This is a genomic window from Pseudomonas sp. FA-1, from assembly GCF_056856075.1.
Genome location: NZ_JBWXTH010000020.1, coordinates 1 through 20007, shown reverse-complemented (window position 1 = coordinate 20007; position 20007 = coordinate 1). Strand labels below are relative to the sequence as shown.

Sequence of the window (20007 nt, the reverse complement as noted above, 5' to 3'; positions counted from 1 at the left end):
TGTGAGAGTAGGTCATCGTCAAGATTCATTTCGCAAAACCCCTATCTGCGCGAGCAGGTAGGGGTTTTGTCTTTCCGCTCTCCGAAAGACTCACGCCTCCTGTAGGAGCGGCCGGGTTCAACGCGTCTCGACCCTGCGCAGCCTGCTGCTACGCCTGGCCTGCAGCTTGCGCCACCAGATATACACCCCGGTGATCGAAAGCACCGCTATCACTACGCCCAGAATCGCAATCAACACCTGCCCGGTGACCCCAATGATGCGTCCCCCATGGATGGGCAATTGCAAGCGGTAGAACTGTTCTCCCAATGTCCCCTGGCCCGCGATCTCTTGGCCTAGCAAGTGCCCATCAGTCCCATGGAAGAACAACCAGGACTTACCATGCGCATCGGTATCGTGCTGGCCAAAACCTGCGCCATAGAAGTTGTACTCGAAACTGTAGTAGAGCTCGCCTATCGGCGCGGTCAGCCCTAACCGCGCGCCTTCCTTCTGGGCGAGCTGATACGCTTGTTGATAAGTCAGCCGGGTCACCCCCAGCGCCTCTTTCGGCATTGCGCCTCGGGCTTCGTAGACGCTCGGTTCAACCGGTGAGAAAAGCGATACCGCTGGCTTGAACACTTGTGCAGGCAAGTTCATCGCCACGCTGCTGATCGCAATGGGTAATAGCAACAGCCACAACCACAAGCCACTCGCCCTATGGACGTCCATGTTCAACCGATAGGTATGACCGCCCTTGATCTTCCAGGCCGTGGCCCACTTACGCCAGAACGGTCGACCACGGGGCAGGGTGAGCAACACGGCAATGAAGCAGTCCAGCACCCAGAGGATGGCCACCACTCCCATCAACAGGACGCCCCAATTGCCAGGTAAGGTCAGGCTGTAATGCAGTTCCAGAATGAACGGCATGAAGTTCTCGCGAGAGAAGCAGCATTCGCCCCAATAGCGCTGACCGAGGGTTTCGCCGCTGACCGGGTCGAGGTAGAAGACCGTGTTCTTTTCATCATAGGGCTGGCCAGACTGCGGATCGTTGCGCGGCACCATGGCCAAGAGCGCGGAGTGCCCAGGCTCTTGTGGATATTCCATGTACCAGACCTGCAGACGTGGATGTTCGCTTTGTATCTTATCCACAAGCACGCCCGGCTCTTGGAGCGTGCCTACAGCCGACGCTTCATAGAAACCTGGGTTGAGCCACTCATCGATTTCATGGTGGAAGGCCAGCACGCTGCCGGTCAGGCCGGCCAGTGCAAGAAACACTGCAGTGACCAAGCCCAGGTAGCGGTGCAGCAGGACATAGAGTTGACGCATGGAAACGGGACTCCGATAAAACGCCAGAAACGAAAAAGCCAGCCCCTGGTTCAGGTGCTGGCTTCATGCACGGAAAGAGGGTCAGAACTGATAGCTGACCGTGGCGCTGACATTGCGTTCTTCGCCCATGTAGCAGTAGTTCAGGCTTGCGCAGGAGGCGACATAGGACTCGTTGGTCAGGTTGTTGGCATTCAGGCGCACATCCATGCCCTTGAGGCCAACCTTGCCCAGGTCGTAACCGATCGATGCGTCGAACAGGGTGTAGGAGGGCACCTTCATGCTGTTTTCCGCGTCGACCCAGCTGTACCCCACATAACGGACCCCACCGCCCAGGCGCAGGCCATCCAGGGAGCCCTGGTTGAAGTTGTAATCAGCCCAGAGCGAGTACATCTGTTCAGGCGCCTGGGTCGGTGCATTGCCCTTGTTGTCCACGCCTGGCGTCACCAGGCTGGGCATTGCCTTGGTGTACTCGACGTCTGTGTAGGTGTAGCCACCGATCAGCTTGAGGTTATCAGTGACCTGCACATGAGCCTCGAGCTCCAGGCCTTGGGAACGCACTTCACCTACCGCACGGTAGAACTCTTCGTCCGGTTGCTTGGAGGCCAGGTTTTCCTGTTCGATGCGGAACACCGAGGCCGTGAACAGGTTATCGGTACCCGGTGGCTGGTACTTGATACCGGCCTCCCATTGCGTGCCTTCGGTAGGCGCCAGCGGGCGGCCGTCCTGGTCGGAAACGGTGTTGGGGTTGAACGACTCGGAATAGCTCACATAGGGCGCAATGCCATTCTCGAACAGGTAGAGCACGCCGGCACGGGTCGTAAACTTGGAACGGTCGTCGTTGACCTTGGTGTCGGTATCGCGATTTTCCTCGGACACCTTCACCCAGTCCTGGCGCAGGCCAAGGGAAAAGCGCCACTGATCCAGCTCGACCAAGTCCTGCAGGTACACACCGGTTTGCTGCAGACGTCGCAGGTAATTGTTCTCACCCAGAATCTGCAGGTTGCCGTTGCCGTATTGCGGGTTGCTGGCGTCCAACGGGTCGACCGTGCCATAGCGCCAGGCGACATCGGCTTTGCGCCGCTGGTAGTCGGCGCCGAGTAGCACGGTGTGCTTGGCAGCCCCGGTGAAGAATTCCGCCTGAAGCATGTTGTCGATGATGAATGAGTGCAGGCGCTCGTCACCGCCGGTATAGGCCCGGTTGAGGATATTACTGGTGGCATCGGCCCAGCCGGCCGAATAGACCTGATCCATCGAAACATCCGAATCCTGGTAGCGGAAGTTCTGACGCGCCGTGAAGACATCGTTGAAGCGATGCTCGAATTGATAGCTGAATGACTGCTGGGTGCGTTCGTAGTTGTCGATCCCGGGCTCACCTTCGAAGAAATGGTCGGAAAGACGCAGCCCATTACGCGGGTGGAGCATGCCATCGGCCGGGTTACCGCCGTGGTAGCCGCCATTGGGGTCGTGTTGCAGGTAAGCCTGCAAGGTCAGCGAGGTATCTTCGCTGAAATCGATGCTCACCGCAGGGGCGATGGCATAACGCTCTTCCTTGTTGTGGTCGAACTGCGTGTCGGAGGCATCGGCAAGGCCGGTCAGGCGGTAGGCGATGCGTTTGTCGTCATCCAGGGGCCCGCTGAAGTCGAACCCCATGCCGCGCTGCCCTTGGGTGCCCACGGTGCCCTGGATTTGGTGATACGCATCGAACAGCGGCTTCTTGGTGGTCAACGCGACCAGGCCACCGGGTGAGCTGCGGCCGTACAGTACGGAGGAGGGACCCTTGAGGATATCGATACGTTCGAGGAAATACGGGTCTACCTGCATGGTGCTGTAGGTGCCGTTGTCGCCCATGGACTTCAGGCCATCGACATAAATGTTGTCCACGGAGCCATCGTTGAAGCCGCGCATGGCGACATAGTCGTAGCGGTGGGTCGCGCCATAGGGATTGGTCAGCACACCCGGTGTGTAGCGCATGGCCTGGGCGACGGTCTGTGAACCCTGGTCGTCCATCTGTTGGCGAGTGACCACCGACACCGACTGGGTGGTTTCCAGTATCGGCATGCTGGTTTTGGTCGCCACCTGACTGTGTGTAGCGTTATAGCCTTCCATGCTGCCCAGGGCATTGCCGAGGGTGAAGGCGCGCACGTCGGTGCTTGGCAGGGCAAGCGCCGCATCTTCGGGCTGGGCGCGCAACACATAGCTGCGACCATCCTGGCTGACCGCTTCCAGGCCGGTGCCATTGAGCAGTTGGCGTAGAGCCTGGTCCGCGGAATAGTGCCCTTGCAACCCCGGGGATTGCAGCTCGCCAGTCAGTTGTGGGGTGCTGGAAAGGGTGATGCCAGCTTGGCGCGCGAATTGGTTGAGTACAGTATCCAGGCTCCCTGCAGGAATCGCATAGGGCTGGCTGACGCTTGCCGGCTCGGCAGCCATGGCCAGCGGTGCAATGCTGGCCATGCCGAGGGTCGTGCCGAGCAGGGCGGCGCGTATCGCCTTGCCGAGCAATATTGAATCCAAGACAGGTCGAAACTCATTCGTATTGATGGGGTTCAGCGAGCGCTGGGCGTCTGGCATGGGTAGGGTCCGTGAAAATCGACTAGGGCTGAAGGCGTTGCTTACAGTCCTAGCCGGACCTGAAGGAAAAACCCGCCAGAAAGTGTTAGAGAAATATAAGAAATCAAGCCAGCCGTTCTACCCGGACCCACCAGCGTGTGCGCAGGCGAAGTGTAATTGGCAGCGTCTGTGGCAACAGCACAAGGAGCTTGTCGGTGTCTTCCAGGCGGAACACACCGGAAAGGCGTAGGTCGGCAACGTCATCGCTGCAGCCGAGATAACCATGACGATACCGGGCGACTTCTGCGAGAAAGTCGGCCAGGCGCATATTACGGGTGACGATCAGCCCTTCGGCCCAGGCGCTGGCGTCCATCGTGGGGTGTTCGATCAGCCGGACGCCCTGATGGTCGAGACGCCAAGTCTGCCCGCTGGTGAGCCACGACAACGGACCGCCCGCCGCGTGATGCACGGCCACCTTGCCTGTACTGACGCTGACACGGGTGCAATCAGCGTCCTGGCGCACCACGAAACGGCCGTCGAAGCCTTCGAGCAGTGCATCGTGGCTTTCCACCAACAGCGGGCGTCCATGGGCCTGCTGGGTGTTGCAGGTGAGCATCAGCTCGCCCTGCCTGAGGCGCACGAGCCGCTTGTGCTCATCGAAGGCCAGGTCAGCGGTGCTGCGGGTGTTGAGCTGCAACTGCGAGCCATCTGGTAGCGTGAATGTGCGGCGTTCGCCGGTACTGGTCGCGAAGTCCGATGTCCAGTTGCTCAGCAGTTGCAGGTCCTTGGCCAGCCAGGCAGCCGAGCCTGCCAGGGCGACACCGCTCAACAGCGTCAGGGCCTGGCGTCGGTGCAGGCGGCGTTGGCTGGTCTCCAGGGTTTGCAGGGCGACGCTGGCGCCAGGGATGGTGCGAAGGTTGAGTTCCTGATGCAGGCTGGTGACCCGCTGCCAGGCTAGCTCGTGATCATGATGCGCTTTGCGCCATTGCTCGCACTGCATCAGCAGGCTGGGGTTCTGGCCGCTTTCACGCAGGCGCAGCATCCAGTGGATCGCCTGCTTGACCACCTTGGGCGAGGGGCTGTTGATGCCCATCGTTTCAGGGCTCGTCTTCATAGCGCAGCAGATAGCAATGATAGAGCGCATCCGCTACGTAGCGTTCGACGGAGCGCAGGGAGATACCCATCTGTTCGGCAATGGCTTTGTGGCTCAGCCCATCGCATTGAGCCAGGAGGAAGGCGCGACGCACCTTGGGCTTGAGACCTTCGAGCATGTGTGCGATGCGCTCGAGCAATTCCAGCATGAGTTCGCGGGTTTCGGCACAGGGTACCTCGGCCTGCGGCGCATGGGCGAGCGCTTCGAGGTAGGCGCGCTCCAACTCCTCGCGACGCCAATGGTCGATCACCAGGCCCCGTGCAACGGTCCGTAGGAAGGCACGGGGCGCATTGAGCTCCAGCTGCTCGCGTTGCAGTAGCCGAACGAAGGTGTCCTGGGCCAGGTCCGCCGCGTCGGCAGCATTGCCGAGCTTGCTGCGCAGCCAGGTATACAGCCAACCATGGTGGTGGTCGTAGAGCGTGTGCACAGAGTCTCTGGAAGGCATGGAAGCGCACTGCGATGATGGGTATGAATGATAATTAGTCTCATTGTTGGCGGGATGGCGTTTTTTTGCAACAGCCCGCGGGTGCTATCGTCGCGCCATCCATCACAAAAGGGCTCCGCCGGCCAACGGCCGGCGGAGGCACGCTTAGCTCAGCAGGTTCTTCACATTGTGCATGGCCTCGTCGGCGAAGCCCTGAAGGAACGCCTGGAACCCCGGCAGCGCCTCGGCTCCACCTTCCCATGGCTCGGCCTGGATGGTCCAGGTGGCCCGGCTGTGGGTATCGTCGAGGGCTTCGACCTGCATCGACGCCCACAGGTTGCCGATATTCAAGCTGGTGTAGATCAGGCTCCAGGTCATATACATGGCCTGCTCGTCCCGAGCGTTCAACTGCTCGATGACCACATTGCCGTCCTTGAACAGTTTCTTGCGGATGGAGCGCAGGCCGTTACCGGTCATCTCGATGTGCGAGAGCGCGGGAATGAATACCGGGAACCCTGCGAAATTGCCCACGATGCTCCACACGCTGGTGGCGGGGGCTGCGATGTCCACATGGGCCACAACCTGGCAGCCTTCGGGGTTACGGATCAGGGTATCGGGTTTGAGGGTTTGCATGTGCATTGCTCCTGTTGTGGATAAAAGTGATCAGATGAAACCGATATCGCTCAGGTGGCGGTAGCCCAGGCGCAGCAGCGCCGGGCTTTTGGCCGGGTAGCAGGCCCCCATGCGCTGCACGCCGGCACGGGCGTTGGTATGTTCGATGGCGCTGATATCGCCGATGTCTTCGCCGAACCCTTCGAGGTAGAAGCCCAGGACATCGAACAGGGCGTTGTCGCGGTCGACCCGGTGCAGTTGACGTTGCCACTGCTCTACCGAGACCAGGTCGAACCTGTGCCCCTGCTCCTGGAAAGCCGCCACGTAGTCACGCCAGCGCAATGGCTCGGGGTTGTGCAGGTTGAACACCCACGCATTGGCCTGGTGGCGGCTGGCATGGAAGCCGATGAAGCGGGCCAGGAAATCCACTGGCATGAGGTCGAAGTCGATCGCCAGGTCCGGCACCAGGCCCAGTTGCAGCGAGCCCTTGAGCATGAGCATCAGGCGGTTGCGCTGGGGTTGGCAGATGCCGTTGCGGCTGTCGAAGGTGATGTTCCCTGGGCGGAACAGGTTGACCCACACGCCCTGGCCGCGGGCGCGCTGGAGAATGCGCTCACCGACCCATTTGCTCAGGTTGTAGCCGTTGCGGATGTAGATCGGCGCAGTGGCCGCCGGTGCTTGTTCGAGCACGCGTCCATCAGCATCCACCGCACTGCAGGCAGAAAGGGTCGAGACGAAGTTGAAGATCTTCTTGCGCCGTCCTTCGCACAGGCGCAGGCATTCGAACAAAGGCTCGATGTTGTCTGCAGCCAGGGCCTGGTAATCCAACACATGGTTGACCTGCGCGGCATTGTGCAACAGCGCGCCATAGTGGCTGTCCAGGTAGTCGTAGTCGCTTTCGCACAGGCCCAGGCGCGGCTGGCGCAAATCGGCGTCGAACACCCGCAGGCGGCTTGTATCCAGAGAGAGGCCGTTCTCCTCGATGGCCTGGGCGAAGCGTTCGCTGGCCGACAGGCCATCGCTGCTGCGCACCAGGCAAGCCACTTCGGTGGCGCCCCAGGCGAGCAGGGCTTCGACCAGATGTACACCGAGGAAGCTGTTGGCACCGGTGACAATGACTTTGTGCACATCGCCCAGACAGTCCATCGGCAGTACCTGCAGGCCCAGTTCTCGATTGGCGTCCTGTTCCAGGCGCTCGAGCGGTCGCTCCTGTGGAGCCTCGGGGCGGTCGATCAGTTCGGCCAAGCGTTGCAGCGTTGGTCGTTCGATGAAGCGGTTGATCGGTACACCGTGGCCGAACTGCTGACGCACCTCCAGCAGCAGACGTGACAGCAGGATCGAGTGGCCACCCAGGTTGAAGAAGCTGTCGTGGGTGGATATCTGCGTTTCAGGCAGCTCCAGCAGCTCGCTCCAAATAGTGCACAAACGCTGCTCGGTCGGTGTACCAGGTGCCGATCGCTCGTGCACCGGCAGCGCCAAGGGCCGTGCATGCAGGGCCTTGCGGTCGACCTTGCCGTTGGCGGTATAGGGCATGTGCTGCAGGACTTGGTAGAACGCTGGCCGCATGTAGTCGGGCAATTGCTGTTCGGCATGGGCACGCAGAGCGGCTTCGGCCCCGGTGTGGGCTGGCTGAGCGACGAAGGCCAGGATGCGGCGCTGGTCGTCGATCACCACGGCGACCTGGGCGAACAGGTTGCTGGCGCGCAGGCAGTGCTCGATTTCTTCCGGTTCGACCCGGAAACCGCGGATCTTCACCTGGTTGTCGCGTCGACCGCAGAGCTCGATGCCTTGCGCTGTCCACTGGGCGATATCGCCGGTCCGGTAGGTCTGCAGGTTGCGCCCATCCGGCAAGCGCAGTTCGACGAAGCGTTCTGCGGTCAGCGCAGGGTTGTTCAGGTACCCAAGCCCCACACCCGGCCCGCTGATGTACAGCTCGCCCGGGGTACGCTCACACACCGGGCGCAGATCGTCATCGAGGATCAGGACCTGGGTGTTGGCGATCGGTGTGCCAAGGTTACGGTTGCTGTCGCCGGCGATGAACGTGCGGGTGGTGGCCAGCACTGTGGTTTCGGTCGGGCCATAGATATTGTGCATCCGGCACTGCCCGGCGAGGCGGGCAATGACCTGCGGCTCGCACACATCTCCACCGGTGACCAGGTGGTGCAGGCCAAGGTGCTCGTCAGCGGGCAGGATGCTCAGCAGCGCGGGAGGCAGGAAGGCATGGCTGACTTCCTGGCTGTGGATAAGCCGTACCAGTTGTACCGGATCACGGCGCTGTTCTTCACTGGGTACCACCAGTTCGGCGCCATGGGTGAAGGTCGGCAGAATGTCGAGCAGCGATGCATCGAAGCCGATGGTGGAAAACTGCAGGACCCGGCTGTTGGCATCGAGCGATACGTGGTCGGCATACCAGCTCGTGAAATGGGTGAGGTTGCGCTGGCTGAGCAGCACGCCCTTGGGCTGCCCCGTGGTGCCTGAGGTGTAGATCGCAACGCAAGGGGCATCCAGGGCGAGCTGGCGCACCTGCAGCGAAGGCAGTGGTCGCTCCGTCACTTCTGCCAGTGTGCGCACATCCAACCCTGGCACGCCGCCATGAACCTGCCCATCATGCAGGAGGGCGCAGGCGCCGGCATCGTCCAGGATGCGTTGGCGACGTTCGGACGGAGTGGCCGGATCCAGCGGCAGGTACACCGCGGCGCAGCCGAGCACTGCCAGCAGGCTGGCATACAGTGCAGGTGACTTGGCCATACAGACCGCAATCACCATCGGTCGTCCGTCGGCGCTGGGCAGCAGGGGCAGCAGTGCGCGCTGGATACCGACGGCCTGGGCGTGCAGTTGCCGATAGCAAGTACGCGTACCGTTCTCATTGAGAGCCGGTTGGGCGGCGAAGCAGTGCAGGCTCAGCTCGAGCCGGTCCATCAGGCAGGTTTCCGCTTTCTCCAGCAGGTCTGCCCGTAGGGTTCGGTTGAAGGGGTGGCGGTGTGTCAATGACTCCAGCCAGCCCAGTCCGTGTTCACGCTCTTGCAAGGCCGAGCCGAGCTGCGGGGCGTGTTCCAAGTATTGCGGGTCACGGGCGAAGCGCGTCACCACCGAGGCCAGCAGGTCCTCCAAGGCCAGCAAGGTCTCCTGCCGTAGCTGCTGACCGTTGCCGGAGGCTGGGGTTTGCAGTGCTACGCGCTCGATCAGCCGTTGGGTATCGCCATCGGCGTACCAGCACAGGAGCTCGATGGCAGGCAGGACGCCTGCATAGCTCGCGCCCACGCGAAGCCTGAGCAACGGCGTGGCTCCTACCCCGCGCCAATCGAGTTCGCGCAGTGAAAGGCTGCCATCGTCCACTACCAGGTGCGAGGACTTGGCCGAGGCGGAACGCCAATCGTCCGGCGTTTGCACCACCGTCGTTCGATGGGCGTGCTCCTCGAGCAGGCTGGTCAGTTGTCGTATGGCGGGGCTGCTGCCCACCAGGAGTATGTCGAGGCGTCTCATGACGGCTTCCTCAAGGCAGATAGTTACGTAGCGCGTCCTGAACGCAGGGCGACTCGAGCATCGAGCTGCTGCGCAGGAAGCGCAGGATGTTGCCCAGCAGCGGATGCTGGTGATTGATCGGATAGGCCAGGCTGCGGACTTCTTCGCGCAAGGCCTGGCGAACGTCCTGTGCCACCGGCAAGGCCTCGATCAGCTGGAAATCGAATGCTTGTTGCAGATCGTTGGTCAGGTATTGGCCAAGGAACACAGGCAAGACGTTCGCGATGGCTTCACGATCGGGTTGGGGAGCGGTGTGCCAGTAGATCCGCGTCAGGCGTGTCCAGAAGCTGGAATGGCGCCCTTCATCGAGCAGGTGGTCGGCCATCAGGCCCTTGATCGAAGGCTTGACCGTATCGTCGCGGGAAAAGGCGGCGACATCGTCGGTCAAGGTGTTTTCGGCTATTCCCACACAGATGAGCTCCATGGCGTCACGCAACCGCTCAGGGACTTCGGCCAGCGCTGCGGGGATGGCCCGGCTGAGTTCGATCTGTCGAGGCAGGGCGATTGGCTCGATGCCGGTCATGGCGATGGTCTGCTGGAGGAAGTCCATGGCCACCAGCGCGTGGTAGTCCTCGTCCACGACAACGGTCATGGCGTCGTAGCGGCAGGCATAGGGGAACGGTATGGCGAAGCGTTCCTTGGCGATGCGCCGTGCGGTGCTATCGACGATTTCGGTCTCGAAGATCACGACGTCGTTGATGAACTTGTAAAGGCTCTGTACCAACACGAAATCGCGTAGTTGCGGGCATTCGCGCTGGAAGGTGGCGCTGAGCACCAGCGGTTGACGGCAGAGTGGATAGATCAGGCGCTGGTCGTTCTCCAACAGCCGGCGTGGCCGGGTGCGGATGGTTGCGCGTGCTTCCCACACATCGGCGAACGAACTGTACTTGGGTGCGCTCATTGGGCCACCTCGCCGAGTGCGGCGTGAAGCTGGGTTCGCACCCGGTCCCACAGAGCCATCCGATTGTCCACGGCAGTAATGGCGGCCTGGTACACCTCTGCCAGACGCAGCGGGTCGCCCTCGACCAGCCGGGCCAGCAGCCGTTCCGCCGCGGGGCCATGGTCTTGCGAGTCGACTTCAATATGGCGTTGCAGGTAGTAGCGGAAGGTCGGGGCCTGTTCGCTACCGATATCCCATTGATCGAGAATCTGCTGGAACATCGCCGGGATGACGCTTTCGCGACCATGCAGGAATGCAGCAGCCACATGATGACGAGGGGCGTCGAGTGCAACGCTCAGGGTCTGGCGAACGAAACGCTGGGCGGCATCCGGGGCACCACAGCGCTGCAGGGCGTCCAGGTAGTGAATGCCTTGCTGTTGAAGTGCAACGAATTGCTCGATGGCTGTAGTGTTCGCGCCTACTTCCCGCATGGCATCCAGATACAGTTCGAAATGGCTGTAGTAGCCATGATCGACACGATCATCGGATTCCTCGCCCAGGACGATCTCGTTGATAAGGCGGGCTGCTGCCGGGTCCACCGGTGGCAACCAGGGCAGGCTGACGCAGGTGAGCTCAAGTTGCAGGCGTTTGGTCAATGACATGAAGTCCCATACTGCAAATACATGGGTTTCCATGAAACGTCGCAATACCGTCAAAGACGTAATTTCGGAAAAGACGGGGTGTTTGGAAAGTTGCTGTTTTTTGAGCGACAGCGTGTCGTGCAGTGCGTGCATGGTGAATTCCTTCGGTAATGTTTTCCAATGAGGTTGTTTTGTTGGCTTTTAATGCGTCATATTTATTAAGGGCGTGCGAAGGCCTCGAGGCAGAATTCGATGATGAATAGGCGTTGAAATCCGCAGGCATTGGCATGCGTTGCGATGGTCGCTGGCGCGGTGGTGGCCTGCTGACGGGATAAAAGTTAGAACAATTGCAAAGTTGCCTGCAATTATTTTTTTATATTTTTTGAACTTTCAATTTATTATGGGTGAGCGAGTCCGATAAAACTTTTTGCGAAGTTTTATTTGGCAAAAAAGTGCTCCTTCCGATAATAAGTATCAGAAAATTCTGAAGTTATAGGTGAATGGGTCACCCAAGCACTTGGTAAATAAGGCGTTCGGAATTGGAAATTTGGGGGGCTGTTGTCTACTCTGCCCCGGTCGCTGGCCCCTCCTGATGAACGATTGGAAGGCAACGATCCAGCCTGCCCGATGGCGATCAGCATCGTTGCGAGGTGTAGAGTGGGCCGAAATGCTGGGCACTGCCATGCCGGTGGGCGAGGATTGCGAAAAGACAGGAAGGATGACAGGGCGGCGAGGCTTGGAGGGGCCAGGAAACCTATCGATGTGCGGCGGGATGGGAGGAAGGCTTTGAGGGGTATCAGCGTTCGCGCGCGCGCATTGGGGTAGCGGGCAAGCGTATTGTCACGAGGGGTAGGGAGGTTCTGAAGCTGCGCAGTCGACCTCAGTGGGCCGACTGGCTGTTCAGGTACTTTCGGATGGTGCGAGAGGCATTGTTCAGGTGCTCTTCCAGCACCCTGATGGCTACATCTACCGATTTGTCGCTGGCGGCGTCCACCAAGGCGATATGATCGTCTTGGGTAAGCTTGCCCAGGCCCATCGAGGAGAGGTGGAAGCGCAAAAAGCGTTCCTCTTCGTTGAGCTCGATTTCGATCATGCGCAGCAGCTTCTGGTTGGGCGCCTTGCTATAGAGGGTCATGTGCAACAGGCGGTTGAGGCGCCCGATCTCGGCATGACGAGTCTCGTTCTCCAACTGCTGGATATAGCCGCGCGCCTGGGCGATATCATCGGCATCGAGCAGTGGGATCGACTGGCGTAGCGCTTCGGACTCGAGCAGTACACGCAGCGCATAGGTGTCGACGGCATCCTCACCGATCAGAGGGGCGACCACGGCTCCCTTGTGCATGACGACCTGCAGCAGCGATTGCGCCTCCAACTGGCGCAGGGCCTCACGCACCGGCATGCGGCTTACGCCGAACAACGTGGCGATTTCCTGCTGGCGCAAGGCCGTGCCAGGCGGCAGGCGACCATCGACGATCGCGCTGCGCAGGCGCTCTTCGATGACGCTACGGGCCTGGTGCGGTGGTACCTGCACACTACCTAGAACGGTTTTCAGAAGTCGAGTTTTTTCGGCCACGCGATGTATGCCTCGATGCCTATTGGAAATTGGATCCAATTACACTAGTGAGTTGAGGGGGCAATTGTCAAACTGTCGCGACGATGCGTGCACTGGCCAAGGGGGTTAGGCCGAGGCAGGAAAGAGGCTATCGTGAAGGAACTCCCAGGGTGAGGAAAGCAGTACTTTTCTCTCTGGAATACGGAAGAAATCTGGTTCTGGATAACATACCGTGATTGTAATGTGCCATTGTCTTTTCCTTCCACAGGCAGCACCATCACGGCTTTTCCAGGGGCTGAACGGGTCTGCACAGTGGCAACACCCCCTATGCTGATAGTAGCTTTGCGGCGCATTGGCCTTGCCGCGCTGTTCGGCTGCCTGCTGTCGGGCGTTTTGCAGGCGGACTGGGATTTTTCCCAGATCAGCCGCCGTGCGCAATCGCTCTATGGCCAGTTGGGGGCGGGGCAAGGTCGTATCGATGCCTGGCAGAACCTGTTGGCCACCCAGAAGCAGGGCAGCGAGCTGGATCGCCTGCAAGCGGTCAACCGCTTCTTCAACCAACAGCTGCGCTATGTCGAGGATATCGACCTGTGGCACGACGTCGACTACTGGGCGACGCCGATCCAGTCGCTGATCAAAGGCGCCGGTGATTGCGAAGACTACGCGATCGCCAAGTACTTCAGCCTCAGGCGCATGGGCATACCCAGCGAAAAACTGCGCATTACCTACGTCAAGGCCCTGCGTCAGAACAGGGCGCACATGGTCCTGACCTATTATTCAAGCCCACAGGCCCAGCCGTTGGTGCTCGACAGCCTGATGGATGCCATCAAGCCGGCCAGCCAGCGTAGCGACCTGTTGCCGGTGTATGCCTTCAATGGTGAAGGCTTGTGGCTAACTGGGGCCGCAGGCAACAAGAAGGTCGGCGATACCAAGCGCCTGTCCCGTTGGCAGGATTTGCTGAAGAAAATGCAGGCCGAAGGGTTCCCTGCCGAACCGGTCTACTGAAGGAGCACAGATGTCACTGTTCAAACAATTGCTGCTTGCCATTTGCCTGTTCCTGGTGGTCGCCTTCAGCGGCAGCTTCATGGTCAGCCTCGAAAGCTCGCGCAGCCAGTATGTCAACCAGTTGCGCTCCCATGCCCAGGACGCGGCCACTGCACTGGCCCTGTCGCTGACCCCCAATATCGACGACCCGGCAATGGTCGAGCTGATGGTCAGCTCGATCTTCGACAGCGGTTACTACTCGAGCATCAAGGTCGTCGATTTGGGCTCCAATGCCGTATTGGTAGAGCGTCATGCCGAACCAGACAGCAATGGCGTACCCGCCTGGTTCATTCGCCTGATCGGCCTGGAGCCGGCCGGTGGCGATGCTATTGTCAGCCGTGGGTGGCAGCAGGCGGCACGGGTCGAAGTGGTCAGTCACCCGATGTTCGCCTTGGCCAAGCTTTGGCAGAGCGCTCTGGGCAGTCTCGGCTGGCTGCTGCTGTGTGGTGCGGCGAGCGCTGTACTGGGCGCTTTGCTGCTGCGGCGCCAGTTGCGTCCGCTGGACTATATGGTTGCCCAGTCCCACGCTATTGCCCGGCGCGAGTTCCTCAGCCTGCCGGAGCTGCCACGCACGCCAGAACTGCGCCGGGTGGTGCAGGCCATGAACCAGATGGTCGAGAAGCTCAAGGCGTTGTTCAACGAACAGGCCGAGCGTAGCGAGAGGCTGCGCGCGGAGTCGTACCAGGACAGCCTGACGGGTCTGGCCAACCGTCGTTATTTCGAGATGCAGCTCAACGCCCGTGTCAGCAACCTGGAGGACGCGCGTGCAGGCTACCTGCTGCTATTGCGGGTGCAGGACCTGGCTGGCCTGAATGCTCGCCTGGGCGGCCAGCGTACCGATCAGTTGCTGCAAGCGGTGGGTGAGCAGTTACGGCGAACCTGCGCCAACTACCCCGAAACCAATAACCTGATCACCCGCAGCCGTGGGGGCGAGTTCGCTGTGCTGGCGCCGGGCATGGTCCATGAGGAGGCCATACAGCTGGCCCAGGCTCTGGAGGCCACCCTGCAAAGCCTGCACCAGACTGGCGCCAGCGATGTCGACCCGGTGGCCTGCATAGGCCTTGCGCCTTATAGCCCAGGGGATGCGCCCCATGCACTGTTGAAGCTGGCCGACGAAGCCCTGGCCCGTGCCGAGAGCCAGCCTGAGCCTGGTTGGGTATGCCTGGCGCAAGGGGTCGCGGCTCAGGCTGCCGATAGCCATCATGCCTGGCATGAACGGTTGGACCAGGCGCTGGCCAAGGGGCAATTCGAATTGTTCTTCCAGCCGGTGGTCGACAGCCTTAGGCCGGAGCGGGTGCTGCACTACAAGGTCATTTCTCGCCTGCACGATGCTCCGGCCGAGGCAGTGGCGGCAGGGCGCTTCCTGCCCTGGCTGGAGCGCTTCGGCTGGATGCCACGGCTGGATGTGCTGGTGCTGGAAAAAGTGCTGGCGCACCTGAAAACCCATGGCGATGCCTTGGCGGTGAACCTGTCTGCAGCGACCTTGGCCGATGCCGATGCGCTGCAGCGCATCCACGCATTGCTGAGCCAGCATGCCGGGCTTGGCTCGCGCCTTACGCTGGAGATCGGCGAGGAGCAATTGCCTGAGCAGCAGGTGCTCGAACAACTGACGCGCCGTCTGCATGCCCTGGGGTTCGGCCTGGCACTGCAACGCTTTGGCGGTCGCTTCAGCATGATTGGCAACCTGGCCCATTTGGGCCTGGCCTACCTGAAGATCGATGGCAGCTACATCCGTAACATCGACCAGGAACAGCACAAGCGTTTGTTCATCGAAGCTGTGCAGCGGGCGGCGCACAGCATCGACCTGCCGCTGATTGCCGAGCGTGTCGAAACAGAAGGCGAATTGCAGGTGTTGCGCGAGATGGGGGTGCAAGGGGTCCAGGGGCAACTGATTGGCGAGCCGGCGCCCTGGCGTTGAAAAATGCTACGTGATAGATGACACCGGCTTGGCCGGTGTTCGCAGGTAAACCGGCCCCTATAGGGCCGTGTACCGTTCAGTCTCTGTAGGAGCGGGCTTGCCCCGCGATTCCCTTGCCATGCGGCGGTGATGGCAGGGCCGGCCACTCGCGGGACAAGCCCGCTCCTGTCGGTCAGCCCAACGTGCTGGATTCAGATCAATCCACCTTCCTCGTCTTCCTCGATCAGGTTGTTCAAGCTGCCCAACGCCTTGCGCGCCGAAGAGCGATTGAGCAGCTTGGCCTGGGCGCCAGCGGGCAGGTCGGTGATGCTGATAACGCCCTTGGTGGTCAACACTTCGATCAAGTCTTCCAATACGCGGATCATGTCCAGGTCGCTCTGCTTGAGCTGACGCAGGCTGTTTTCCACCACATCGTCGGCGAACCATTCCTGGATTTCGGCATGGTCGGCCGGGAGTATTTCGGTGTACTCGGCGTAGGGCGCGGCTTCTACTCGCTGCAGCTGGCCCGCGGCGTCGCGTTGCACGTAGAACATGGCGTCGACCCTCGTCACATTGATTCCATCTTGGTAGGCAGCAGCATAGGCAAAGTTAACCCGGTGTGCCTTCGGCGCACGAGTATGCGCCGTCAGGCATTGGCCGGGAAGCCCAGGCCTCGCTGGCGGCCACGAGGGCCGCCGCATCGGGTGGGCTCAGCTGTTGGAATTGTCGATCTTGATAGTCGGATCGCCACCGCTGATCAACGAGTTGATCGTGGTGTTCGACCAGTTGACGCCCTCGAGCTTGATGGTCACGTCGGCGTTGGCCAGGCCGCCAGCCTCGTTGAGCTTGCCCTGGCTGCTGATCTGCAGGGTCGAATCGCCGCCGACTGTGGTGATCTTCAAGTAGTCATCGATGGTGCTGGCCTTCTCGCCCTGTAACAGGTCGCGCAGGTCGAGGCGATCGCCCTGGTCCCTGTTGAAGTCCTTGATGACATCGTGGCCGGTGTCGCCGGCCTTCCACATGAAGATATCGGCACCGCCGCCGCCGACCAGTACATCGTTGCCTTGCCCGCCGATCAGCGTGTCATTGCCGGTACCTCCCAGCAGGATGTCATTGCCTTTGCCACCGTTCAGGAAGTCGCTGCCACCCTGGCCGAAGAGGATGTCGTTGCCGTCGCCGCCGAGCAAGGTGTCGCTGCCATCGTTGCTGCCCGATATGTCGAATTCGCTGACATGCTCGGTGATGTATTTGTGCAGCACACGGCCGTCGACCTGGTCGGCAGTGGTCCCTAGCTTGCCGGCTACATAGGCCTGCATGGCCTCGACGCCGTTACCCGGGATTGCATCGAAGCTGATCAGGTCGCCGAAGATGATGTCGTGACCCTCGCCGCCGTTGACAGTGTCATTGCCTGGCGCGGCCGCTTCGGTGTGGCCCAGGATGGCTTCGGCCAGCTTGCTCGGGTCGATGTTGGTCTGCGGTTTGCCGTCGCTGTCGTAGGGCTTCAGGTCGTTGGCATTGACGCCTTTGTTCAGGCCAATGGCTTCGACAGTGGATACCTCTGACAGCTTCTCGAAGCCTTGCTGGGAATTCTGATCTACGGTTGATTGCCAGCGGCCCGCGGTGACTTCAGAAAGCTCGTAGGTTCCGTCGCCTTGGGCATGCAATTGTCCTGTGGCATTGGAATCGGTCCACCACCAGCCATCGCTTTTGTATTCAACGGTCAGGTACCCGTTCTTGTCGATGCTGTAACGGGTATTGTTGCCAAGCATTTCCCGGTCCACGACGGTGCCAATCTTGTAGCCGTCCAGTACCTCATCCAATTTGTAGCCTGAGTAACCGAAGGTTGGATTGGTGCGCTCACCACTTTGGTAGTAGTTGGGCTTGCCATCGGTGATGAAGAATGTCTGACGACTGCCGGTGCTGCCTGCTGCCATCAACTCGTGGAACCAGTTTGCGGTGGTCTTGAACGCATCTTCGTAGTTCGTGTTGCCGCCTGCGGTCAGTTTGTTCAATGCGGTGTTGAGGGTGGCCAGGGCGTTCTTGTCGGCCAGGTTGATCGACACGGTGGTATTGACCTGGTTGGAAAAGTCCACCAGCAGAATGTTCACGGTTCCGGACTGCGCACCCTTGACGCTGTTGGCCAGCGTCTCGAAAACCGACTTCAGCGAATTGCGTGCTGCGGTCACGCCAGATGAGCCCATGCTGCCGGAGGTATCGACGATGAACGCCAGGTTGTAGTCCTGGCCCGGTACCACATGCAGGCCATTGACGTCGGCAACCACGATATCATTCCCGGTGGTGCCGGTAACGCTGTCGTTTTCCACCGTGAGGTTGCTGGTGTTGTAGGTATCCGGATACACCGTGACCTTGATCGAGCCTTCGCTGACGGCCTTGCTGCCGCCGACGTTTTCGGTGGACGTCGAGGTGACCTTCACATTGAACTGGCCCTGGTAATACGCAGGTGGCTTGATGGTCAGGCCGTTGAGGTTCCAGCCCGTCACGTCGACCTCGGTCTTGCCCACGGTCACGGTGTGGCCGGCGCCGTCGCTGAGCACAGAGCCTTGCGGGATGCCGCCCAGCTTGACGTTCAGCGACTCGGAGCCATCGGTATCGATCAGTTGGGTGGAAATACCTACCAGCTTGACCGTGCCGTTCTCGGCGCTTTCGTTGAGCTTGAAGCCATCGTAGTAACCCCTGCCACCATCGCCATGCAGCTCGGAGACGCTGACGCCTGCATTCACCAGAGCATCCACGTTCGGGAACATCGGGACGGCGCCGCTGTTGAGGTCTGTCACCGGCCCGGTGCCGACTCGGATGTTGACGTCGTAACTACCGGGACCTGCCTGGTTGGCATGAAGCATTTCCAGTGTGTAGTAGCCGCTCTTGGGCGGTGTGAAACTGCCCGAGACCTTGCCACCCGCACCCCAGGTAGCCTCTACCACATTGGTGCCGCCGATATTGATGACCATGCTGTCATCGGCTGTGCCGCTGAAGGTATAGGTCTGGCCGGCCTCCAGGTAGATCAGGCCGGAAACCTTGGTGCCGGTGCCAGGCGTCACGTCGCTCACGGACTGCACATTGCTGGTCGTTTCTGACTTGCTGGCCTGGCCGGAGTTGGCGAACACATCCTGCAACGCCTTGCCGGTGATGCCATTGCCGCCGGTACCCAGGCCTTTTAGGCTGTTCCAGGTTTCTTTGGTCAGGCCGATGGAGTCGATGGTGTTGCTGCCGATCTCCAGGGTCGGTTTGTCGGCTACGGGGGTGATGTCCACCTTAAGGGTGACTTCGCCACCGATATTGGTGCCATCGTTCGGTTTGTACTTGATGTGCGCGTAGTCGGCCTGCTGGTTGCCGACACCCGTGCCACCGTAGCCATCGACACCCGACTCGTTGGCCTTCGGCACGAACTTGAGGTGACCGGCATCGATGTCCTGCTGGCTGATGGTCTGGTTGACCTTGACGTCGACCCAGTTGCTGCCATCGAAGAACTTCAGGCTTCCCTGGCCCGGCAGTTGGCTGATGGTCACACCCAGCTCGGTATTGCCATCGGCATCTGAGACATTGAAGTCGCTCCAACCGAAGGTATAGCCGAGGTCTTCCACACCGGTGACGGCGCCGCCAGTGGACACCGGCACATGGTCGTTGTCGATGATGGTGGTGGTGACGCTGGCATGGTTCGCATCGACTTGCAGGTTTTCGAAACCGCCGCCGCTGACCTTGTCGATCTTCACCACGAAGTGCTCGGCACCTTCGGCGAAGCGGTCATCGATGGTCCGGATGTCGAAGCTGGTCCCCGTGCTGTTGGCCGGGACCTTCACCGTGACGATACCCTGGAAGTCCTCGCCATCGGTGGCGGTACCGCTGTAGGACAGGGTAACCGTGACTTCGCTCTTGGTGGGGTTGCTCAAGGTCAGGTTGTAGTGGGCAATGTCGCCTTCGGTGACCGACCTGTCACCACTGATGCCAATGGTGGTCAGGTCACCCTGGCCGCTTGGCTCATCGGTCACGGTAGTGGTCAGCGTGGTGCCGTCGAGGCTCAACTTCTCGAAGTTGGCGCCGCCCTCGACCGATACGAGTTTGTTCACCAGGCTCGGTTGCCCGCCGACGTAGGGGTCGTCCTTGGTGGTGATGGTCAGGGACCCGCTGGCGCTACCGGCCGGGATGGTGACCTTGGTGCCATCGGTCAGGGTGAAGACCAGGCCACCATGGGCGTTGACCGGCAAGTTCTGGCCGTTGCTCAGGGTGACGGTATAGGTCACCTGGCCGCCCTCGGCGACAGTGGATTTATCCACAGACAGCGTGGCTTTCACTTCGCTGATCGTGTCGGTGATGTTGACGGTGGCGTCGTTGCCCAGCTGCAGATTCTCGAATTGCTTGCCGGCGACGGTCGCATCGGTGACGCCCAGCGAAACTTCACCTGCGTCTTTGAATAC

The 20007-nt window shown here is 60.6% G+C and carries 13 protein-coding genes; 2 read left to right on the top strand and 11 right to left on the bottom strand.

Features of this window, described 5'->3' with window-relative positions:
* Positions 1 to 117: 117 nt before the first annotated feature.
* The 9 genes from AC1MHZ_RS23085 to AC1MHZ_RS23045 all read right to left on the bottom strand — a co-directional run bounded on the left by AC1MHZ_RS23085 (position 118) and on the right by AC1MHZ_RS23045 (position 12654).
* Positions 118 to 1302, bottom strand: coding sequence for a PepSY-associated TM helix domain-containing protein (locus AC1MHZ_RS23085; protein WP_465001624.1), 1185 nt, complete (start codon positions 1300 to 1302; stop codon positions 118 to 120).
* Between the two features lie 81 nt (positions 1303 to 1383).
* A complete protein-coding gene (locus AC1MHZ_RS23080; protein WP_324816359.1) occupies positions 1384 to 3753 on the bottom strand; it encodes a TonB-dependent siderophore receptor in 2370 nt (789 codons plus the stop codon).
* Positions 3754 to 3973: 220 nt separating this feature from the next.
* Positions 3974 to 4942 (bottom strand): FecR family protein, encoded by a 969-nt coding sequence (locus AC1MHZ_RS23075; RefSeq protein WP_324816347.1) that lies wholly within the window; start codon positions 4940 to 4942, stop codon positions 3974 to 3976.
* Positions 4943 to 4946: 4 nt separating this feature from the next.
* Positions 4947 to 5447 (bottom strand): sigma-70 family RNA polymerase sigma factor, encoded by a 501-nt coding sequence (locus AC1MHZ_RS23070; RefSeq protein WP_084858785.1) that lies wholly within the window; start codon positions 5445 to 5447, stop codon positions 4947 to 4949.
* Positions 5448 to 5591: 144 nt separating this feature from the next.
* Complete coding sequence (locus AC1MHZ_RS23065) at positions 5592 to 6059, bottom strand: SRPBCC family protein (protein WP_084858786.1); 468 nt, start codon at positions 6057 to 6059, stop codon at positions 5592 to 5594.
* Between the two features lie 30 nt (positions 6060 to 6089).
* Positions 6090 to 9521 (bottom strand): amino acid adenylation domain-containing protein, encoded by a 3432-nt coding sequence (locus AC1MHZ_RS23060; protein WP_084858787.1) that lies wholly within the window; start codon positions 9519 to 9521, stop codon positions 6090 to 6092.
* Positions 9522 to 9531: 10 nt separating this feature from the next.
* Entirely contained in the window at positions 9532 to 10461 is a 930-nt protein-coding gene (locus AC1MHZ_RS23055) for a diiron oxygenase (protein ID WP_084858788.1), read from the bottom strand.
* Positions 10458 to 11234 (bottom strand): DUF3050 domain-containing protein, encoded by a 777-nt coding sequence (locus AC1MHZ_RS23050; RefSeq protein WP_084858789.1) that lies wholly within the window; start codon positions 11232 to 11234, stop codon positions 10458 to 10460. The genes AC1MHZ_RS23055 and AC1MHZ_RS23050 overlap by 4 nt, the downstream gene beginning before the upstream one ends.
* A 727-nt stretch (positions 11235 to 11961) precedes the next feature.
* On the bottom strand, positions 11962 to 12654 hold the full coding sequence (locus AC1MHZ_RS23045) for a GntR family transcriptional regulator (RefSeq protein WP_084858790.1): 693 nt from the start codon (positions 12652 to 12654) through the stop codon (positions 11962 to 11964).
* Between the two features lie 222 nt (positions 12655 to 12876).
* Between AC1MHZ_RS23045 and lapG the strand changes: the two genes are divergently transcribed.
* Both lapG and lapD read left to right on the top strand, forming a co-directional pair.
* Positions 12877 to 13638 (top strand): cysteine protease LapG, encoded by a 762-nt coding sequence (lapG, locus tag AC1MHZ_RS23040; RefSeq protein ID WP_172403064.1) that lies wholly within the window; start codon positions 12877 to 12879, stop codon positions 13636 to 13638.
* 10 nt (positions 13639 to 13648) lie between these two features.
* Entirely contained in the window at positions 13649 to 15595 is a 1947-nt protein-coding gene (lapD, locus tag AC1MHZ_RS23035) for a cyclic di-GMP receptor LapD (protein ID WP_482966996.1), read from the top strand.
* A gap of 191 nt (positions 15596 to 15786) precedes the next feature.
* On the opposite strand, the gene AC1MHZ_RS23030 is transcribed toward lapD, so the two are convergent.
* The gene (locus AC1MHZ_RS23030) at positions 15787 to 16128 is read right to left on the bottom strand and encodes a tryptophan synthase subunit beta (protein WP_084858793.1); all 342 of its coding nucleotides are present in this window, start codon (positions 16126 to 16128) and stop codon (positions 15787 to 15789) included.
* A gap of 156 nt (positions 16129 to 16284) precedes the next feature.
* The coding region (locus AC1MHZ_RS23025) for an immunoglobulin-like domain-containing protein (RefSeq protein ID WP_482966995.1) at positions 16285 to 20007 on the bottom strand (3723 nt) is incomplete at its 5' end.

Coding starts and splice junctions, on each gene's coding strand:
- AC1MHZ_RS23085 (WP_465001624.1), bottom strand. CDS start 1,302: ATGCGTCAACTCTATGTCCTGCTGCACCGCTACCTGGGCTTGGTCACT.
- AC1MHZ_RS23080 (WP_324816359.1), bottom strand. CDS start 3,753: ATGGCCAGCATTGCACCGCTGGCCATGGCTGCCGAGCCGGCAAGCGTC.
- AC1MHZ_RS23075 (WP_324816347.1), bottom strand. CDS start 4,942: ATGGGCATCAACAGCCCCTCGCCCAAGGTGGTCAAGCAGGCGATCCAC.
- AC1MHZ_RS23070 (WP_084858785.1), bottom strand. CDS start 5,447: ATGCCTTCCAGAGACTCTGTGCACACGCTCTACGACCACCACCATGGT.
- AC1MHZ_RS23065 (WP_084858786.1), bottom strand. CDS start 6,059: ATGCAAACCCTCAAACCCGATACCCTGATCCGTAACCCCGAAGGCTGC.
- AC1MHZ_RS23060 (WP_084858787.1), bottom strand. CDS start 9,521: ATGAGACGCCTCGACATACTCCTGGTGGGCAGCAGCCCCGCCATACGA.
- AC1MHZ_RS23055 (WP_084858788.1), bottom strand. CDS start 10,461: ATGAGCGCACCCAAGTACAGTTCGTTCGCCGATGTGTGGGAAGCACGC.
- AC1MHZ_RS23050 (WP_084858789.1), bottom strand. CDS start 11,234: ATGCACGCACTGCACGACACGCTGTCGCTCAAAAAACAGCAACTTTCC.
- lapD (WP_482966996.1), top strand. CDS start 13,649: ATGTCACTGTTCAAACAATTGCTGCTTGCCATTTGCCTGTTCCTGGTG.
- AC1MHZ_RS23030 (WP_084858793.1), bottom strand. CDS start 16,128: ATGTTCTACGTGCAACGCGACGCCGCGGGCCAGCTGCAGCGAGTAGAA.